A 14498-nucleotide genomic window follows, 5' to 3' on the forward strand; every position below is an offset into this window, starting at 1 on the left:
AGCCTAGGATGGCGCCGTCATGAGTAAAACGAACGGGTGGATGACGGGGTGCGCGTTGCTGCTGGCGGCTTGCGGCGGCGGCAGCGGCGGCGGTGAGGATGCCGGTGGCGGTCCAAGCGACCCCGCGCCACTCGCGCAGCCGATGTTCGAAGACTACGCCCAGCTGCAGGATGGTCCCTACCTCGCGGCCAAGCAGACCATGTCGATTGCCAATGGCATCTTCCAGGGCAGCGATTGCGGGACGTTGACGTCAGCCACGCTGGAAGACCGCGCTGTGCAGATCCGCGCCGAGGGCGGGATGGTCAGCCTCGACAGCGAAGATGCCTGGTGTGCGGCCTCGGACCGCGACCGCTGGTGCCTGCGGCGCGGCGAAACGACGTTCGTTCAGGATCACTACTGGCTGGCGCCGGAAGCTTCTTCCTGGGCTCACGATCTGGAGATCGTGATGGCCACGGGCATCGATGTCCATCGCGCGTATTTTTCGATCCACCTTCCGGATGCCGCCTCGGACAACGATCGCGAGAGCGGGCGCGCCCGCGCCGCCTGGCGCGATGTCGCCGCGCCGTCTTCCGGCGAGTGCCAGCCGCCGGCCTTTGATCTGTCCGACGATGCGATCGATGGCGTCTGGCAGGGAACGCGCCTGCGTTACGAACCTGCGAGCGGCTTGCTCAGCGAAGCTGCGGGTGAAATGCGCTGCGCGGGAGGGAACTGCACGTTGAGTGACGGACCGATCGATTTCGTCACGGCCTTGCACCAGTTCGGATCCTGGTTTGGTTCCAGGGCGCAGGCGGCCGGTCCGATCGTCGGCTTGTCGATGAGCGCTGACGCGCGAGCATTGGCGGTCTGGACCTGTCCATTTCCGGGCATCAGTACCAGCCGGATCGGCAGCTGCACGCTGTATGCGCTGACGCGCGAGTGAGGTGCGCGGTGTGCCCGGCGATTTCGGCAGCGCGACGGATCGCGCGGAGGCGACCGAAACGGACTTGCTTCGAACCAGCCCGAAAAACAAAAACCCCCGGCATCAGCCGAGGGTTCTTGCGGTGTTGGTAGGCGCGATTGGACTCGAACCAACGACCCCTACCATGTCAAGGTAGTGCTCTAACCAGCTGAGCTACGCGCCTAGGGTCCGTCGAAGGGCGCGAAAGATACCGTGTCGCCGGGCCGGGCGCAAGCCTCGACGGGTTTCCTCTGCGTCAGGCGGCGTTGACCAGCGCCTGTTCGCGCAATTTGCGGATCTCATCGCGCAGCTTGGCGGCGGCCTCGAATTCGAGGTTCATCGCGTGTTCCTTCATCTGCTTTTCGAGCTTGGCGATCTTCTTCGCCATCTGCTCGGGCGGCAGCACCTCGTAGCGCGCCTTGACCTCCGCGGCCTTGAGCGCGGCGCCGGCACCGACCTGGTAGTCCTCGTAGCCGTAGCGCATGACGTCGGCGATGCGCTTCTGCACGCCCTTGGGCGTGATGCCGTGCGCCTCGTTGTAGGCGATCTGTTTGGCGCGGCGGCGGTCGGTCTCGCCGAGCGCGCGCTTCATCGAGTCGGTTTCGCGGTCGGCGTAGAGGATGGCCTTGCCGTGCAGGTTGCGCGCGGCGCGGCCGATGGTCTGGATCAGCGAGCGCTCGGAGCGCAGGAAGCCTTCCTTGTCGGCGTCGAGAATGGCGACCAGCGAGACTTCGGGGATGTCGAGGCCTTCGCGCAGCAGGTTGATGCCGACCAGCACGTCGAACAGGCCGAGGCGCAGATCGCGGATGATCTCGGCGCGCTCGACGGTGTCGACGTCGGAGTGCATGTAGCGGACCTTGACGCCGTGCTCGTGCAGATAGTCGGTGAGATCCTCGGCCATGCGCTTGGTCAGCACGGTCACCAGCACGCGCTCCTTCTTGTCGGCGCGCAGGCGGATCTCGCCGAGCAGGTCGTCGACCTGCGTCGAGGCCGGATGAATCTCGGTCGGCGGATCGATCAGGCCGGTCGGCCGCACGACCTGCTCGGCGATGGCGCCGGCCGAGTGCTCGATCTCGTACGGGCCGGGCGTCGCCGAGACGTAGATCGTCTGCGGACAGATGCGCTCGAATTCATCGAAGCGCAGCGGGCGGTTGTCGAGCGCGCTCGGCAGGCGGAAGCCGTATTCGACGAGCGTTTCCTTGCGTGAGCGGTCGCCCTTGAACATGGCGCCGATCTGCGGAACGGTGACGTGCGATTCGTCGAGCACGACGATCGCGTCCGGCGGCAGGTAGTCGAGCAGACAGGGCGGCGGCTCGCCCGGGTTGCGGCCCGACAGATAGCGCGAGTAGTTCTCGATGCCGTTGCAGTAGCCGATCTCGCGGATCATTTCGAGATCGAAGTTCGTGCGCTGTTCGAGGCGCTGTGCCTCGACGAGCTTGTTCTGCGCTTTGAGCAGCTTCAGGCGCTGACCGAGTTCTTCCTTGATCGCGTCGAACATGTTGACGATCTTCTCGCGCGGCGTGACGTAGTGCGTCTTCGGGAAGATCGTCACGCGCGGCAGCTTGCGCTTGACCTCGCCGGTCAGCGGGTCGAACTCGGAGATCGTTTCGATCTCGTCGTCGAACAGCTCGACGCGGATCGCCGCCGCGTCGCTTTCGGCCGGATGGATGTCGATGACTTCGCCACGCACGCGATAGGTGCCGCGGTCGAGCGCGACTTCGTTGCGCACGTACTGCATCGAGGTCAGCTGGCGGATCAGCTCGCGCTGCGGCAGGCGCTCGCCCTTGACCAGATGCATCACCATCTGGAAGTACTGCTCCGGATCGCCGAGGCCGTAGATCGCCGAGACCGAGGCGACGATGATGGTGTCGCGCCGCGTCATCAGCGCCTTGGTCGCCGACAGGCGCATCTGCTCGATGTGGTCGTTCACCGAGCTGTCCTTCTCGATGTACGTGTCGCTGCTCGGCACGTACGCCTCCGGCTGGTAGTAGTCGTAGTACGAAACGAAGTACTCGACCGCGTTGTCCGGGAAGAACTCGCGGAACTCGCCGTAGAGCTGCGCGGCCAGTGTCTTGTTCGGCGCCATGATCAGCGCCGGGCGCTGCAGCTCGTTGATGACGTTGGCGATCGTGAAGGTCTTGCCCGAGCCGGTGACGCCGAGCAGGGTCTGATGGGCGAGGCCGTCGCGCAGGCCCTCGACCAGCGTCGCGATCGCGGTCGGCTGGTCGCCGGCCGGCTGCCAATTGGCCTTCAGGTGGAACAGGCCGGCGTCGCGCTCCTTGAGCCGGCGGTCCTTGAGTTCGTCGCGGGGGGCTTCTCGCATGGCGGCAAGATGGGGCCGACGCCGGCCCGGTTCAACAGGGCCCTACAGCCTACTCCAAGGCAACCCCGCACCGGGTGGCGGCGTGCGTGTCTGCTGACGGGGAAGTGTCAGCAGACACGCGCGGCTCAGCGGCTTTCGAGTTCTTCCCAGCGTGCATAGGTGGCGGCGAGCTGCGTCTGCAGCGCGGCGAGCCGCTTCTGCATCTCCGTGGCCTTGCCGGGATCGCTCGCGTACAGCTCGGCGAGCTTGAGGCCCAGCGCCTGCTGCTCGGCTTCGAGCTTTTCGATCTTGCCCGGCAGGTTCTTCAGCTCGCGACGCTCGTCGTTGCTGAGCGCCGGCCTGGCCGGCGGCGGTGCGGCGACCGGCGCCGGCGCCGGCACCGGCGTCGCGGCCGGCTTCGGCGCAGCGGTCTTGGCGGCCGGCGCGGGGCGCTGGCGCAGCCAGTCGCTGTAGCCGCCGATGTATTCGCCGATGCGGCCTTCACCTTCGAACACCAGCGTGCGCAGCACGACGTTGTCGAGGAAGGCGCGATCGTGCGAGACGACCAGCACGGTGCCGTCGAAATCGGTGATCAGTTCTTCGAGCAGGTCCAGCGTCTCGACGTCGAGATCGTTCGTCGGCTCGTCGAGCACCAGCAGGTTCGCCGGCTGCGAGAACAGCTGTGCGAGCAGCAGGCGCGAGCGCTCGCCGCCGGACAGCACATGCGTGGGGCTGCGCGCGCGGTCCGGCGTGAACAGAAAGTCCTGCAGATAGCTCATCACGTGCTTGCGCGCGCCGCCGATCTCGATGAACTCCTTGCCGCCGGCGATGTTCTCCCAGACCGGCTTGCTCTCGTCCAGTGTCGAGCGCAGCTGGTCGAACCAGGCGATTTCCAGATTGCTGCCGATGCGCACCTCGCCGCTGTCCGGCTGCAGCTGGCCGAGCAGCAGGCGCAGCAGCGTGGTCTTGCCGGCGCCGTTCGGACCGACGACGCCGATCTTGTCGCCGCGCAGGATGGTCGTCGAGAAATTGCGGCAGATCAGCTGCTCGCCCCAGCGGTACGTGAGGTTCCTGGCTTCGGCGACGAGCTTGCCGGAGCGCTCGGCCTCCTGGACCGTGAACTGCGCGGTGCCCTGCAGCTTGCGGCGCTGCGCGTACTGATCGCGCATCTCGTAGAGGCGTTTGACGCGGCCCATGTCGCGCGTGCGCCGCGCTTCGATGCCCTTGCGGATCCAGGCCTCTTCCTGCGCGAGCTTCTTGTCGAACAGCGCGACTTCCTGCGCCTCGGCGTGCAGGCGCTCCTCGCGGCGGCGCAGGTAGTTGTCGTAGTCGCCGGGCCAGCTCGTCAGCCGGCCGCGATCGAGCTCGACGATGCGCGTCGCCAGCCGGCGCAGGAAGGCGCGGTCGTGGGTGATGAACAGCAGCGCGCCTTCCCAGGCCGCCAGGAAGTCCTCGATCCAGGCGATCGCGTCGACGTCGAGATGGTTGGTCGGTTCGTCGAGCAGCAGCAGATCGGGCTCGGCGGCGAGTGCGCGGCCGAGCAGCACGCGGCGCTTGAGGCCGCCGGACAGCGACTCGAACGCGGCATCCGGCGGCAGGCCGAGACGCGAAACGACGCCATCGATGCGCGCATCGAGCGCCCAGCCGTTCTGCGTGTCGAGCACGTGCTGCAGCTTGCCGAGGCGGTCGAGCTGCTCGGGGTCGTGCAGCAGCAGGTGGTGGTATTCGGCGAGCGCCGCGCCGACCGCGCCGGCGCCGCTGGTGACGATCTCGCGGACCGTGCCGGTCAGGCCCTTCGGCACGTCCTGCGGCATCTCGGCGATGCGCAGGCCCTGGGTGCGGATCACCTCGCCGTCGTCGGCGTGCTGCTGGCCGGTGATGACGCGCAGCAGCGTCGACTTGCCCTCGCCATTGCGCCCGAGCAGGCAGACGCGCTCGCCGCGTTCGATCGCGAAGTTGACGCCATCGAGCAGCGGCGGGCCGCCGAAACGCAGGGTGATGTTCTTGAGAGCGAGCAGGGTCACGGTTGGGGATTCCGGCGAGGGATGCGGATTCTAGCCGCCGGCAGGGCCGGCATGCGGCCAAGCATTGCATCGGCGGCCGTCGCTCACTAGAATGCGCACCCCTGCCGATCCGCGATAGCTCAGTCGGTAGAGCAAGTGACTGTTAATCACTGGGTCCCTGGTTCGAGTCCAGGTCGCGGAGCCAAACATGGAGGGTCTGCCGGATGGCAGACCCTTTTTTGTGCGGCAGCGATCCTGATCAGCGCTCCCGAGGATTCCGCATGTCCATCTTCTCCGCCGTCGAAATGGCGCCGCGCGACCCGATTCTGGGCCTGAACGAAGCTTTCGCCGCCGACAAGAACCCGAACAAGATCAACCTCGGCGTCGGCGTCTATTACGACGACAACGGCAAGCTGCCGCTCCTGCAGTGCGTGCAGGCCGCCGAGAAGGCGCTGATGGAAAAGCCGACGGCGCGCGGCTATCTGCCGATCGATGGCATCGCCGCCTACGACGCCGCGGTGAAGGGCCTCGTGTTCGGCGCCGACAGCGAGCCGGTCAAGAGCGGCCGCGTGGCGACCGTGCAGGCCATCGGCGGCACCGGCGGCCTGAAGATCGGCGCGGACTTCCTGAAGAAGCTGAATCCGAAGGCCAAGGTCCTGATTTCCGATCCGAGCTGGGAGAACCACCGCGCGCTGTTCACGCAGGCGGGCTTCGAGGTCGGCACCTACCGCTACTACGACGCCGCCAGCCGCGGCATCGACTTCGCCGGCCTGCTGGCCGATCTGAAGGCCGCCGCGCCGGGCACGATCGTCGTGCTGCACGCCTGCTGCCACAATCCGACCGGCTACGATCTGAGCGCGGCGCAGTGGGAGCAGGTGATCGCCGTCGTCAAGCAAGGCGGCCTCACGCCGTTCCTCGACATGGCCTACCAGGGCTTCGGTTCGGGTCTGGCCGAGGACGGCGCGGTGATCGGCAAGTTCGTCGCCGCCGGCCTGACCTTCTTCGTGTCGACCAGCTTCTCGAAGAGCTTCAGCCTCTACGGCGAACGCGTCGGTGCGCTGTCGGTGCTGTGCGCGAGCAAGGAAGAAGCCGATCGCGTGCTGTCGCAGCTCAAGATCATGATCCGCACCAACTACAGCAACCCGCCGACGCACGGCGGTGCGGTGGTGGCGGCGGTGCTGAACACGCCGGAGCTGCGCGCGCAGTGGGAGCAGGAGCTGGCCGGAATGCGCCAGCGCATCAAGCTGATGCGCAGCCAGCTGGTCGAGGGCCTGAAGGCGGCGGGTGTGCAGCAGGACATGAGCTTCATCACCCAGCAGGTCGGCATGTTCAGCTACTCGGGTCTCAGCAAGGAGCAGATGCAGCGCCTGCGCAGCGAGTTCGGTGTCTACGGCGTGGACAGCGGCCGCATCTGCGTGGCCGCGCTCAACAGCAAGAATCTGGACTACGTCTGCAAGGCGATCGCGGCGGTGATCTGAGCGTCGCCGCGGCGGCCCGACGTCCGGGTTCGCCGGCACTCGAAAGCCCCGGCTCCGGCCGGGGCTTTCGCATTTCCGGGCCGGCGTTACGCTGCGCGGCAGGTTTGCCCTTGTGAGTTCGTCGATGCCCTCGTCTGCTGCCTCCTTCGTGTCGCCCGCCGATCCGCGCGCCGTGTTGCTGGTGATCGACGTGCAGAACGACTTCATGCCGGGCGGGCGCCTGCCGGTCGCCGATGGCGACGCGGTGGTGCCGCTAATCAACCGGCTGGGCGCGCGCTTTGCCCATGTCGTGCTGACGCAGGACTGGCATCCGGCCGATCACGCCTCGTTCGCCAGCCAGCATGCGGGACGTCAGCGGTTCGAGCAGATCGCGCTGCCGTATGGCGCGCAGACGCTGTGGCCGGATCACTGCGTGCAGGACAGCGCCGGCGCGGCGCTGCATCCGGACCTGGCGCTGCCGCAGGCGCGGCTGCTGATCCGCAAGGGCTGCCATCGCGATGTCGACAGCTATTCGGCCTTCGTCGAGGCCGACCGCCGCACGACCACCGGCCTGGCCGGCTATCTGCGCGAGCGCGGCGTCGATACGGTCTATCTGGCCGGCCTCGCGCTCGATTTCTGCGTGGCCTGGTCGGCGCTCGATGCCTGCGCCGCGGGCTTCGCGACGGCGGTGATCGACGATGCCTGCCGGGCGATCGACCTCGACGGTTCGCGCGAGCGTGCCTGGCGCGACATGACGGCCGCCGGCGTGCGGCGTCTGCAGCTGCGCGATCTGGCGGTGGCTTGACCCGCGCCACCGGTTGCGCGCGCAGGCGGCCGCCGGCGGTTCAGGTGGACTTCATTTTGAGGGGGCTACTTTCCCGACCGTTCGCGACTGCTCGCGGACAACCATGACCAGGGATCCAAGGAGAGTCGTCGATGAAGACGTACGGAGTCGCCACCAAGCTCGCGATCGGCCTGACGGCGGTCGTGCTGGCCGGTTGCCATCACTATGTGAAACAGGAGGATTACGACGCGGCCATTGCCGAGCTTCGCGCCAACGACGCGGCGCTGCGCAATGACCTCAATGGCCTGAAGAGCGAGCTCGACAGCCGCTTCGCCGCCTACGACGCCAAGATCTCGCAGTTGCAGGGCCGCGTGCGCGTCGATCTCGGTGCGCATTTCGACTACGACAAGGCGGCGCTGCGCGAGCAGGACAAGCCGGCCCTCGACGAGTTCGCCGCGGTGATTCGCGAGCACCACCCGAACGTGCTGGTCACGGTCGAAGGGTTCACCGACGCCGCCGGCTCGGCGGGCTACAACAAGAAGCTCGGCCTGAAGCGCGCCGAGGCCGTGCGCGACTACCTCGTGCAGACCGGCGGCCTCGACGCCGGCAAGGTGCGCGCGGTCAGCTACGGCAAGGACAAGAACCGTCAGGTCGAGCCGGGCGCCTACGGGGCGCAGGGCGAGGCCAATCGCCGCGTCGCGCTGGTCATCGACCATGCGCCGGCCGATGCGGCAGCCACGAGCGCCGGCAACGCCGACTGAAAACACCTCGGCGGAATCCGCCGTGCCCGGACCGGCCTCGCGGCCGGTCTTTTTTTGTCCGTCACTACAGGCTGCGGCTGATCCAGCCGTCCGGCTGGCGCGCCGGCAGCAGTTCGCCGAGGTGCTGGCTGGCTTCCAGTTCAAGCTCGGCCGGCGGGCGCTCGCTGCGGAAGGTCTCCTGCTCGCCGGCGCGTTCGGTGTCGAGCACAGGCCGTTCAGGATCGGAGGCTTCGACGGAAGTCGCCTCGGATGCGGCGCCGGCGGTTGGTGACGGCCCCGCCGGGGCGGGATGGAGCGAGCTGTTCATGTCCGATTCCTCCTTGTGCCGGGGTTGCGTGTTGCAAGCCCGATCACATCTTGGACCGCGCAAACGGCGCGACGTTTGGATCTTTTTTTGCGCTACAGGCCGCGCGCGGTCCAGCCTGCGGGCAGCGATGCGGCACCCGTCTGCGCCGCGCCGCTCGCCGCCTGCGGGTGACGCAGCAGGTGGAAGTTGCGCGCGCACTGCGCCAGCTCCCAAGCCAGCGGCGGACGCGGGCGGCGGCGCAATGTGTCCAGCGTCGGGGCTGGGATCGCCGCAACGGCCGACGCCGCGTTCGCGGGGGTGGCGGTCGTGGCGGCGGGGCGGGGAAACAGCGGGACGAAGAAGTCCGCGCCAGGCAAGGTGGCGATTTCCATGATCGGGTCTCGGGTGGAACGGCGGCGGCGATGGGTTGCTGCCGTTTGGATGCGCGCCCTGAGCGGATGGTTTACACGCTTGGCGAGCGGCGAGTCGACAAATACCGAAGGATCGCGTAGTGTGCACGCCGCAGTCGCCTCAAGTAGTGCTATCCGTTGGACATCCGCCATTTGGGTGGTATGAATTTCCCGATGCGTTCCTCTTGACCGTATGCACCCCACGGGCGGGATTGCCCGATTACCGTTTAAAAGGAATGTATCCATGAGCAATGTTTCGACCGGCACCGTGAAGTGGTTCAACGACGCCAAGGGCTTCGGCTTCATCACGCCGAGCGAAGGCGGTGAAGACCTCTTCGCGCACTTCAAGGAAATCCAGGGCACGGGCTTCAAGACCCTCGCCGAAGGCCAGCGCGTCGAGTACACGGCGGCTCGCGGCCCGAAGGGCATGCAGGCCACCAAGATCCGCGCGATCTAAGCCGTCCTGAGCTGTAAAGAAAACCGCGGCCTCGGCCGCGGTTTTTTGTTGTCCGGCGTTTATTGACGGCGTTATTGCCCGGCGTTGGCGAGCGGCAGCCGCACGCGGGCCCGCAGGCCGCCGCCCGGCGTCTCCTCCAGGCGGAATTCGCCGTGATGCTGGCGGACGATGTCGGCGACGATCGCCAACCCCAGTCCGGAACCGCCGCCGTCGAGCGTGCGGGCGTGGTCGCGGCGATGGAACGGCTCGAGCACGGTCTCGCGCTCGGCGGCCGGAATGCCGGGTCCGTGGTCGTCGACCCGCAGCTCGGCCTGCGCGCCATCGCGCCCGAGATGAATCTCCGCGGCGCCGGCGTACTTGAGCGCGTTGCCGACCAGATTGCTCAGCACGCGCGCCAGCCCGAGCGCCTGCCCGGACACGACCAGCGTCGCCGGCGCATGCAGCGACACCTGGCCGCCCTCGGCGTGGCGCTCGCGCCGCTCGCGCTCGGCGAGCGCGACCAGATCGACCGCCTCGGGCTGCGCGTCGCCGGCCGCTTCGGTGCGCGCCAGCGCCAGCGCGTCGCGCAGCAGCTGGTGCATGTCGTGCAGGTCCTGGCCGGCGCGCGCGCGCTGCTCCGGATCGTCGATCAGTTCGACGCGCAGGCGCAGGCGCGTCAGATAGGTGCCGAGGTCGTGGCTGATCGCCGCGAGCAGGCGCGTGCGCGCTTCGAGCAGGCCATGGATGCGCTCGCGCATGCGGTTGAAGGCGTCGACCAGCTGGCGCACCTCGCGCGCGCCGCTCTCCGGCAGCGGTGCGCCGTCGGCGTTCGTGCCGATGCGCTCGACCTCGCGCGCCAGCGCTTCGAGCGGGCGGATCTGCGCGCGCAGCGCCCACAGCGCGGCGAGTCCGATCGCGCCGACCAGCAGCATCGTCGCCAATGCGAACGGCCGGCCGAGCGTGCGCCGCAAGCTGGCGCCGCGAACCTCGGCTTCGAGGACGCGCCCGTCCCGCAACGCGACCGTCACGCGCAGCGCGCCGCTGCCGTCGCCGGCCTCGTCGCTGGCGCGCTGGCCGCTGACGGACAGCGCGTGCTCGCGCAGCGTGGCGGCGCCGCGCTGCAGCAGCGCCGCCACGCGCGGATGCTCGTCGTGGTCCTGCGCGCCGAGCGGTCCCGGGCGCAGGCTGAGCCGGAAGTCCGGCGAGGTCGCGGCGCGCAGGATGCGCGCGCTGTTCGCCGGGTCGGCTTCCAACAGCTCGACGATCGCCGCCAGCCGGCCGGGCAGTGGCGCCAGCGGCGTTCGGCCGGTTTCGCTCGCGCGCTGCAGGTAGAACGCGCCAAGCAGGGTCATCGACACCAGCAGCAGGGTCGTCACCATCAGCACGGTGACGCGGAGCGCGAGACCGATCACGGCGCGACGCGCTCGACCAGCGGCGTGAACAGGTAGCCGCCGTTGCGGACCGTGCGGATCAGCGTCGGATGCGCCGGGTCCGGCTCGATCTTGCGCCGCAGCCGCGAGGCCGCGATGTCGATCGAACGATCGTAGATCTCCCAGCTGCGACGCTTGGTGAACTCCATGATCTGCTCGCGGCTCAGCACGCGCTGCGGATGGTGCACGAACATCGCGAGCAGGTCGTAGTCGCCGGCGGACAGTTCGATCGGCGTGCCGTCGTCGCGGCGCAGTTCGCGCGCGCCGAGATCGAAGACGTAGCCGGCGAAGCGCAGGCATTCGTGGCCGCTCGGCTGCAGCGTCGTCGCCGAGGCGGTGCGGCGCAGCACGGCGCGGATCCGCGCCAGCAGCTCGCGCGGATTGAACGGCTTGCCGAGATAGTCGTCGGCGCCGAGTTCGAGGCCGATGATGCGGTCGAGGTCCTCGTCCTTGGCGGTCAGCATCACGATCGGCAGATTGCCCTGTGCGCGCAGGCGCCGGCAGATCGACAGGCCGTCCTCGCCGGGCAACATCAGATCGAGGATCAGCAGGTCGGCGCGCTGGCGGGCGAGGGCAACATCCATCTCGCTGCCGGAGCGCACCCACTCGGCGCCGTAGTTCTCGCGTTCGAGCAGGGCGCGCACCAGCGGGCCGATCTCGCGATCGTCCTCGACGATGACGATGCGGGCGGCGAGATTCATGCGCGACGGCTCCACGGCGGACATGCCGCTTTATAGCCGACCGCGGTCGGCCACGACACGCCTGTTACACGGCGTCACATGGCGTGCAGCGGCGGACACCTGCGTGCAGACGCCGCGCGGCACTCTGGCCGCACTGTCACCGACCGGAGCCTGTCCATGAATCGCCGCCGTCTGTTGCCCGCCCGGGTTGCGCGGCACGTCGCCGCCTTGCTGCTCGCCGCAATGGCGCTGCCGGCGGCCGCCCAGCCGCCGGCCGACGTGCCCGGCGGCGCGCGCATGAAGGCCGTCGACACCGACGGCGACGGCGCGATCAGCCGCGACGAGGCCGCGGCCGCGCTGCACGCCGAATTCCGGCGGCTCGACCGCGATCACGACGGCGCGCTGCGCGAGGATGAGTTCGTCGCCGCGCGCCTTGAACGCTTCAGCGCGGCCGACGCCGACGGCGACGGCAAGCTGACGCGCGCCGAACTGCGCCAGCGGGCGCGCGCCGCGCGCGGTTCCTGAGCCATCACGCTTCGATTTCCCCCTTCCCCCCAGCGGAGCTTCGCCATGTCCCGTTCCCTTCGCATTCCCCATCTCCTGACCCTCACCGGCGCGGCGCTGTCCGCGGTGCTCGCCTGCAGCGCCGTGCTGCCGCGCGACGCCGAGGCGCGCGAGCGCCAGCACAGCGTCTCGCGCAGCGGGCCCGAAGGCCGCACGGCGCAGCGCAGCGCGCAGGTCTCGGCCCAGCCCGGCCACCGCGAGGCCGAGCGCACGCAGCAGGGCCCCAACGGCGCCACGCGCGAGGCCGAGCGCGGCTACGACGCCGCGACCGGCACCGCCTACCGCGACGTCACGGTCACCGGCGCCAACGGCCAGACGGTGACGCGCGGCGGCCAGACCGTCGTGCAGCCGGGCAGCGTCAGCCGCTCGCGCAGCGTCACCGGTCCGTACGGCGAGACCGCTTCGCGCAGCGCCACGCGCAGCTACGACGCACAGACCGGCGCGCGCTCGGCCGAGGTCGTGAAGACCGGCCCGAATGGCGGCAGCGTGGTGCGTGAAGTCGAGCGCACGCCGGCTTCGGCGCCGTAAGCGGCGGGCCGGTGCGATGTTCGCCTCGTTCGCCGCCGGCGCGCCGCACCGGCCGCTGCTGCCCCTGCTGCTGATGCTGTTCGCGCTGGCCGAGCTGGGCTGGCTGGCCTGGCGCCGCCGCGGCGGCTACGACTGGCGCGAGAGCGCTGCGTCGGCCGCGGTGGCGTTCGGCAACGTCGGCGTGCGCGCGCTCAACGCCGCGCTGCTGGCGCCGCTGTTCGCCTGGGTCTACGCGCATCGCCTGTTCGATGCGGACCTCGGCGGGCCGTGGGCGCTGGCCGGCGTCGTGCTGCTGGTCGATTTCCTCTACTACTGGATGCATCGCAGCAGCCACCGCCTGCGCTGGCTGTGGGCCACGCACGGCGTGCATCACTCGCCGACCGAACTGAACCTGTCGGCGGCGTACCGGCTCGGCTGGACCGAGCTGCTGTCCGGCGCCTGGCTGTTCCTGCTGCTGCCGGTGTGGCTCGGCGTGCCGCCGCTCGCGGTGGCCGCGGCCTTCGCGCTGAACCTCGCCTATCAGTTCGCGCTGCACAGCCGGCTGATCGGCCGGCTCGGACCGGTTGAATGGGTCTTCAACACGCCGACCCATCACCGCGTCCATCACGCCTGCAACGCCGAACTGCTCGATCGCAATTTCGGCGGCATCCTGATCGTCTGGGACCGCCTGTTCGGCACCTTTGCCGTGGCGCCGGCGGAGGTCGAACTGCGCTACGGTGTGCTCGGCCGGCCGCCGCGCTACAACCCGTTCGCGATTGCGTTCGGCGAGTGGCGCGCGATGTTCGCTGACTGGCGCCGTGCGCGGGGCTGGCGCGCCCGGCTGAAGGTTTTCGTATGAGCGCATTCGCGTCCGCTGCCGCGCAGGTCCTGCTCGGGCCGGTCTGTGCCGCCATCGTCGCCTGGTGGCTGCATCGTCGGCGCCGGCAGCGCCGCCGTTCGCGCTCGCGCACGGTGCGCCGGGTGGCGCCGTTGTCGCTGCTGGCGCTGGCGACCTGCGGGAGCACCGCCGCGCAGCGCGATCTCGGCGACTGGAGCGATGGCGTGCCGGTGCATCCGCTCGCCGTCACCGACACGCCATGAGACGCGGCCTGCGCAGCGCCGCGATGCTGCTGCTCGCCGCCGCACTGCCGGCCTGCGCGGTGACCTCGGACGGCGAGGGCAGCGTCGAGCGCGAGCTGCGCTACACGCCGCCGGACTGGCCGCAGGCGCTGGCGCTCGATGTCTACGAACCCGTCGGCGCCGGGCCGTTTCCGGCAGTGCTGCTGGTGCACGGCGGCGCCTGGCAGCGCGGGTCGCGCGCGCACATGGCGCCGGTCGCGCGCCAGCTCGCCGCGCACGGCTATGTCGCCGTCAATGTCGACTACCGGCTGGCGCCCGCCTATCGCTTTCCGGCGCCGCTGCAGGATTTGCAGCAGGCGCTGCGCTGGATGCAGGCGAACGCGGCGCGCTACCGCATCGATCCGCAGCGCCTCGCGGCCTGGGGCTACTCGGCCGGCGCCAATCTGGCCGCCTTGCTCGGCGGCATCGGTACCGCGCCGCCGTACGGCGCGGCGCCGGCGCGGCTGCGCGCGGTCGTTGCCGGCGGCACGCCGGCCGATCTGACGCGCTTCGCCGACAATCGCATGGTGGAGGCTTATCTCGGCGCGCCGTGCTCGCAGGCGGCGGCGCTGTGCCGCGCCGCTTCGCCGGCGCTGCAGGTCGATGCGCAGGATCCGCCGGTTTTCCTCTATCACGGCAGCGACGACCGTCTGGTGCCGATCGCCCAGGCGCAGGCCTACGGGCGCGCGCTCGATGCCGCCGGCGTGCCGAATGCGTTGTTCGTGGTGTCCGGCGCCGGCCACATCGGCGCGGTGCGGCACGGCGACGACGCGGTGCGCGCCGCGCTCGAGTTCCTCGGCCGCCATCTGCGCGGCTGAACGC

Annotated in this window: 16 protein-coding genes and 2 tRNA genes; 11 read left to right on the forward strand and 7 right to left on the reverse strand. The window is 69.5% G+C overall.

The genetic code is table 11. The annotated features are described in order from the left end of the window. Positions 1–19 precede the first annotated feature (19 nt). Positions 20–919 (forward strand): hypothetical protein, encoded by a 900-nt coding sequence (locus K343_RS0112110; protein ID WP_028008310.1) that lies wholly within the window; start codon positions 20–22, stop codon positions 917–919. 125 nt (positions 920–1044) lie between these two features. On the opposite strand, the gene K343_RS0112115 is transcribed toward K343_RS0112110, so the two are convergent. The 3 genes from K343_RS0112115 to K343_RS0112125 form a co-directional block, all read right to left on the reverse strand. Continuing rightward, positions 1045–1121 (reverse strand) — tRNA-Val (locus tag K343_RS0112115). 72 nt (positions 1122–1193) lie between these two features. Continuing rightward, positions 1194–3260 (reverse strand): excinuclease ABC subunit UvrB, encoded by a 2067-nt coding sequence (gene uvrB / locus K343_RS0112120; RefSeq protein ID WP_211226249.1) that lies wholly within the window; start codon positions 3258–3260, stop codon positions 1194–1196. Positions 3261–3385: 125 nt separating this feature from the next. Continuing rightward, positions 3386–5263: an ATP-binding cassette domain-containing protein gene (locus K343_RS0112125; RefSeq protein ID WP_028008312.1), complete on the reverse strand. Its 1878-nt coding sequence runs from the start codon at positions 5261–5263 to the stop codon at positions 3386–3388. 108 nt (positions 5264–5371) lie between these two features. Here K343_RS0112125 and K343_RS0112130 point away from each other — a divergent pair. From K343_RS0112130 to K343_RS0112145, 4 genes are all read left to right on the forward strand, one after another. Continuing rightward, positions 5372–5447 (forward strand) — tRNA-Asn (locus K343_RS0112130). Positions 5448–5523: 76 nt separating this feature from the next. Next, complete coding sequence (locus tag K343_RS0112135) at positions 5524–6720, forward strand: amino acid aminotransferase (protein WP_028008313.1); 1197 nt, start codon at positions 5524–5526, stop codon at positions 6718–6720. A 124-nt stretch (positions 6721–6844) separates the two neighbouring features. Next, positions 6845–7504 carry a bifunctional nicotinamidase/pyrazinamidase gene (gene pncA, locus K343_RS0112140; protein ID WP_028008314.1) on the forward strand — a complete coding sequence of 220 codons (660 nt, stop codon included), beginning with the start codon at positions 6845–6847 and terminating at the stop codon, positions 7502–7504. A gap of 131 nt (positions 7505–7635) precedes the next feature. Next, complete coding sequence (locus K343_RS0112145) at positions 7636–8244, forward strand: OmpA family protein (protein ID WP_028008315.1); 609 nt, start codon at positions 7636–7638, stop codon at positions 8242–8244. Between the two features lie 64 nt (positions 8245–8308). Here the strand turns inward: K343_RS0112145 and K343_RS24480 are convergent, their stop codons facing one another. Next, on the reverse strand, positions 8309–8551 hold the full coding sequence (locus tag K343_RS24480) for a hypothetical protein (RefSeq protein WP_154662536.1): 243 nt from the start codon (positions 8549–8551) through the stop codon (positions 8309–8311). Between the two features lie 92 nt (positions 8552–8643). After that, a complete protein-coding gene (locus K343_RS24485) occupies positions 8644–8922 on the reverse strand; it encodes a hypothetical protein (RefSeq protein ID WP_154662537.1) in 279 nt (92 codons plus the stop codon). Between the two features lie 262 nt (positions 8923–9184). Between K343_RS24485 and K343_RS0112160 the strand changes: the two genes are divergently transcribed. Further along, complete coding sequence (locus K343_RS0112160) at positions 9185–9397, forward strand: cold-shock protein (RefSeq protein ID WP_020649042.1); 213 nt, start codon at positions 9185–9187, stop codon at positions 9395–9397. A gap of 71 nt (positions 9398–9468) precedes the next feature. On the opposite strand, the gene K343_RS21910 is transcribed toward K343_RS0112160, so the two are convergent. Both K343_RS21910 and K343_RS0112170 read right to left on the reverse strand, forming a co-directional pair. Beyond that, positions 9469–10788 carry an ATP-binding protein gene (locus K343_RS21910; RefSeq protein WP_051278304.1) on the reverse strand — a complete coding sequence of 440 codons (1320 nt, stop codon included), beginning with the start codon at positions 10786–10788 and terminating at the stop codon, positions 9469–9471. Further along, a complete protein-coding gene (locus K343_RS0112170) occupies positions 10785–11507 on the reverse strand; it encodes a response regulator (RefSeq protein WP_028008316.1) in 723 nt (240 codons plus the stop codon). Before K343_RS0112170 ends, K343_RS21910 begins: the two co-directional genes overlap by 4 nt. 156 nt (positions 11508–11663) lie before the next feature. On the opposite strand from K343_RS0112170, the gene K343_RS21915 reads away from it, so the two are divergent. From K343_RS21915 to K343_RS0112195, 5 genes are read left to right on the forward strand one after another with little or no spacing between them, the layout of a single operon-like run. Beyond that, on the forward strand, positions 11664–12011 hold the full coding sequence (locus tag K343_RS21915; protein ID WP_161628886.1) for an EF-hand domain-containing protein: 348 nt from the start codon (positions 11664–11666) through the stop codon (positions 12009–12011). A gap of 45 nt (positions 12012–12056) precedes the next feature. Then, the gene (locus tag K343_RS0112180) at positions 12057–12578 is read left to right on the forward strand and encodes a hypothetical protein (RefSeq protein WP_028008317.1); all 522 of its coding nucleotides are present in this window, start codon (positions 12057–12059) and stop codon (positions 12576–12578) included. A 16-nt stretch (positions 12579–12594) separates the two neighbouring features. Next, positions 12595–13416 carry a sterol desaturase family protein gene (locus tag K343_RS0112185; RefSeq protein WP_028008318.1) on the forward strand — a complete coding sequence of 274 codons (822 nt, stop codon included), beginning with the start codon at positions 12595–12597 and terminating at the stop codon, positions 13414–13416. Continuing rightward, positions 13413–13658 carry a hypothetical protein gene (locus tag K343_RS0112190; RefSeq protein WP_028008319.1) on the forward strand — a complete coding sequence of 82 codons (246 nt, stop codon included), beginning with the start codon at positions 13413–13415 and terminating at the stop codon, positions 13656–13658. The genes K343_RS0112185 and K343_RS0112190 overlap by 4 nt, the downstream gene beginning before the upstream one ends. Next, a complete protein-coding gene (locus tag K343_RS0112195; RefSeq protein ID WP_028008320.1) occupies positions 13655–14494 on the forward strand; it encodes an alpha/beta hydrolase in 840 nt (279 codons plus the stop codon). The genes K343_RS0112190 and K343_RS0112195 overlap by 4 nt, the downstream gene beginning before the upstream one ends. The last annotated feature ends 4 nt before the right edge of the window (positions 14495–14498 follow it).

This window comes from Solimonas flava DSM 18980, from assembly GCF_000426685.1.
GTDB classification, from domain to species: Bacteria; Pseudomonadota; Gammaproteobacteria; order Nevskiales; family Nevskiaceae; genus Solimonas; species Solimonas flava.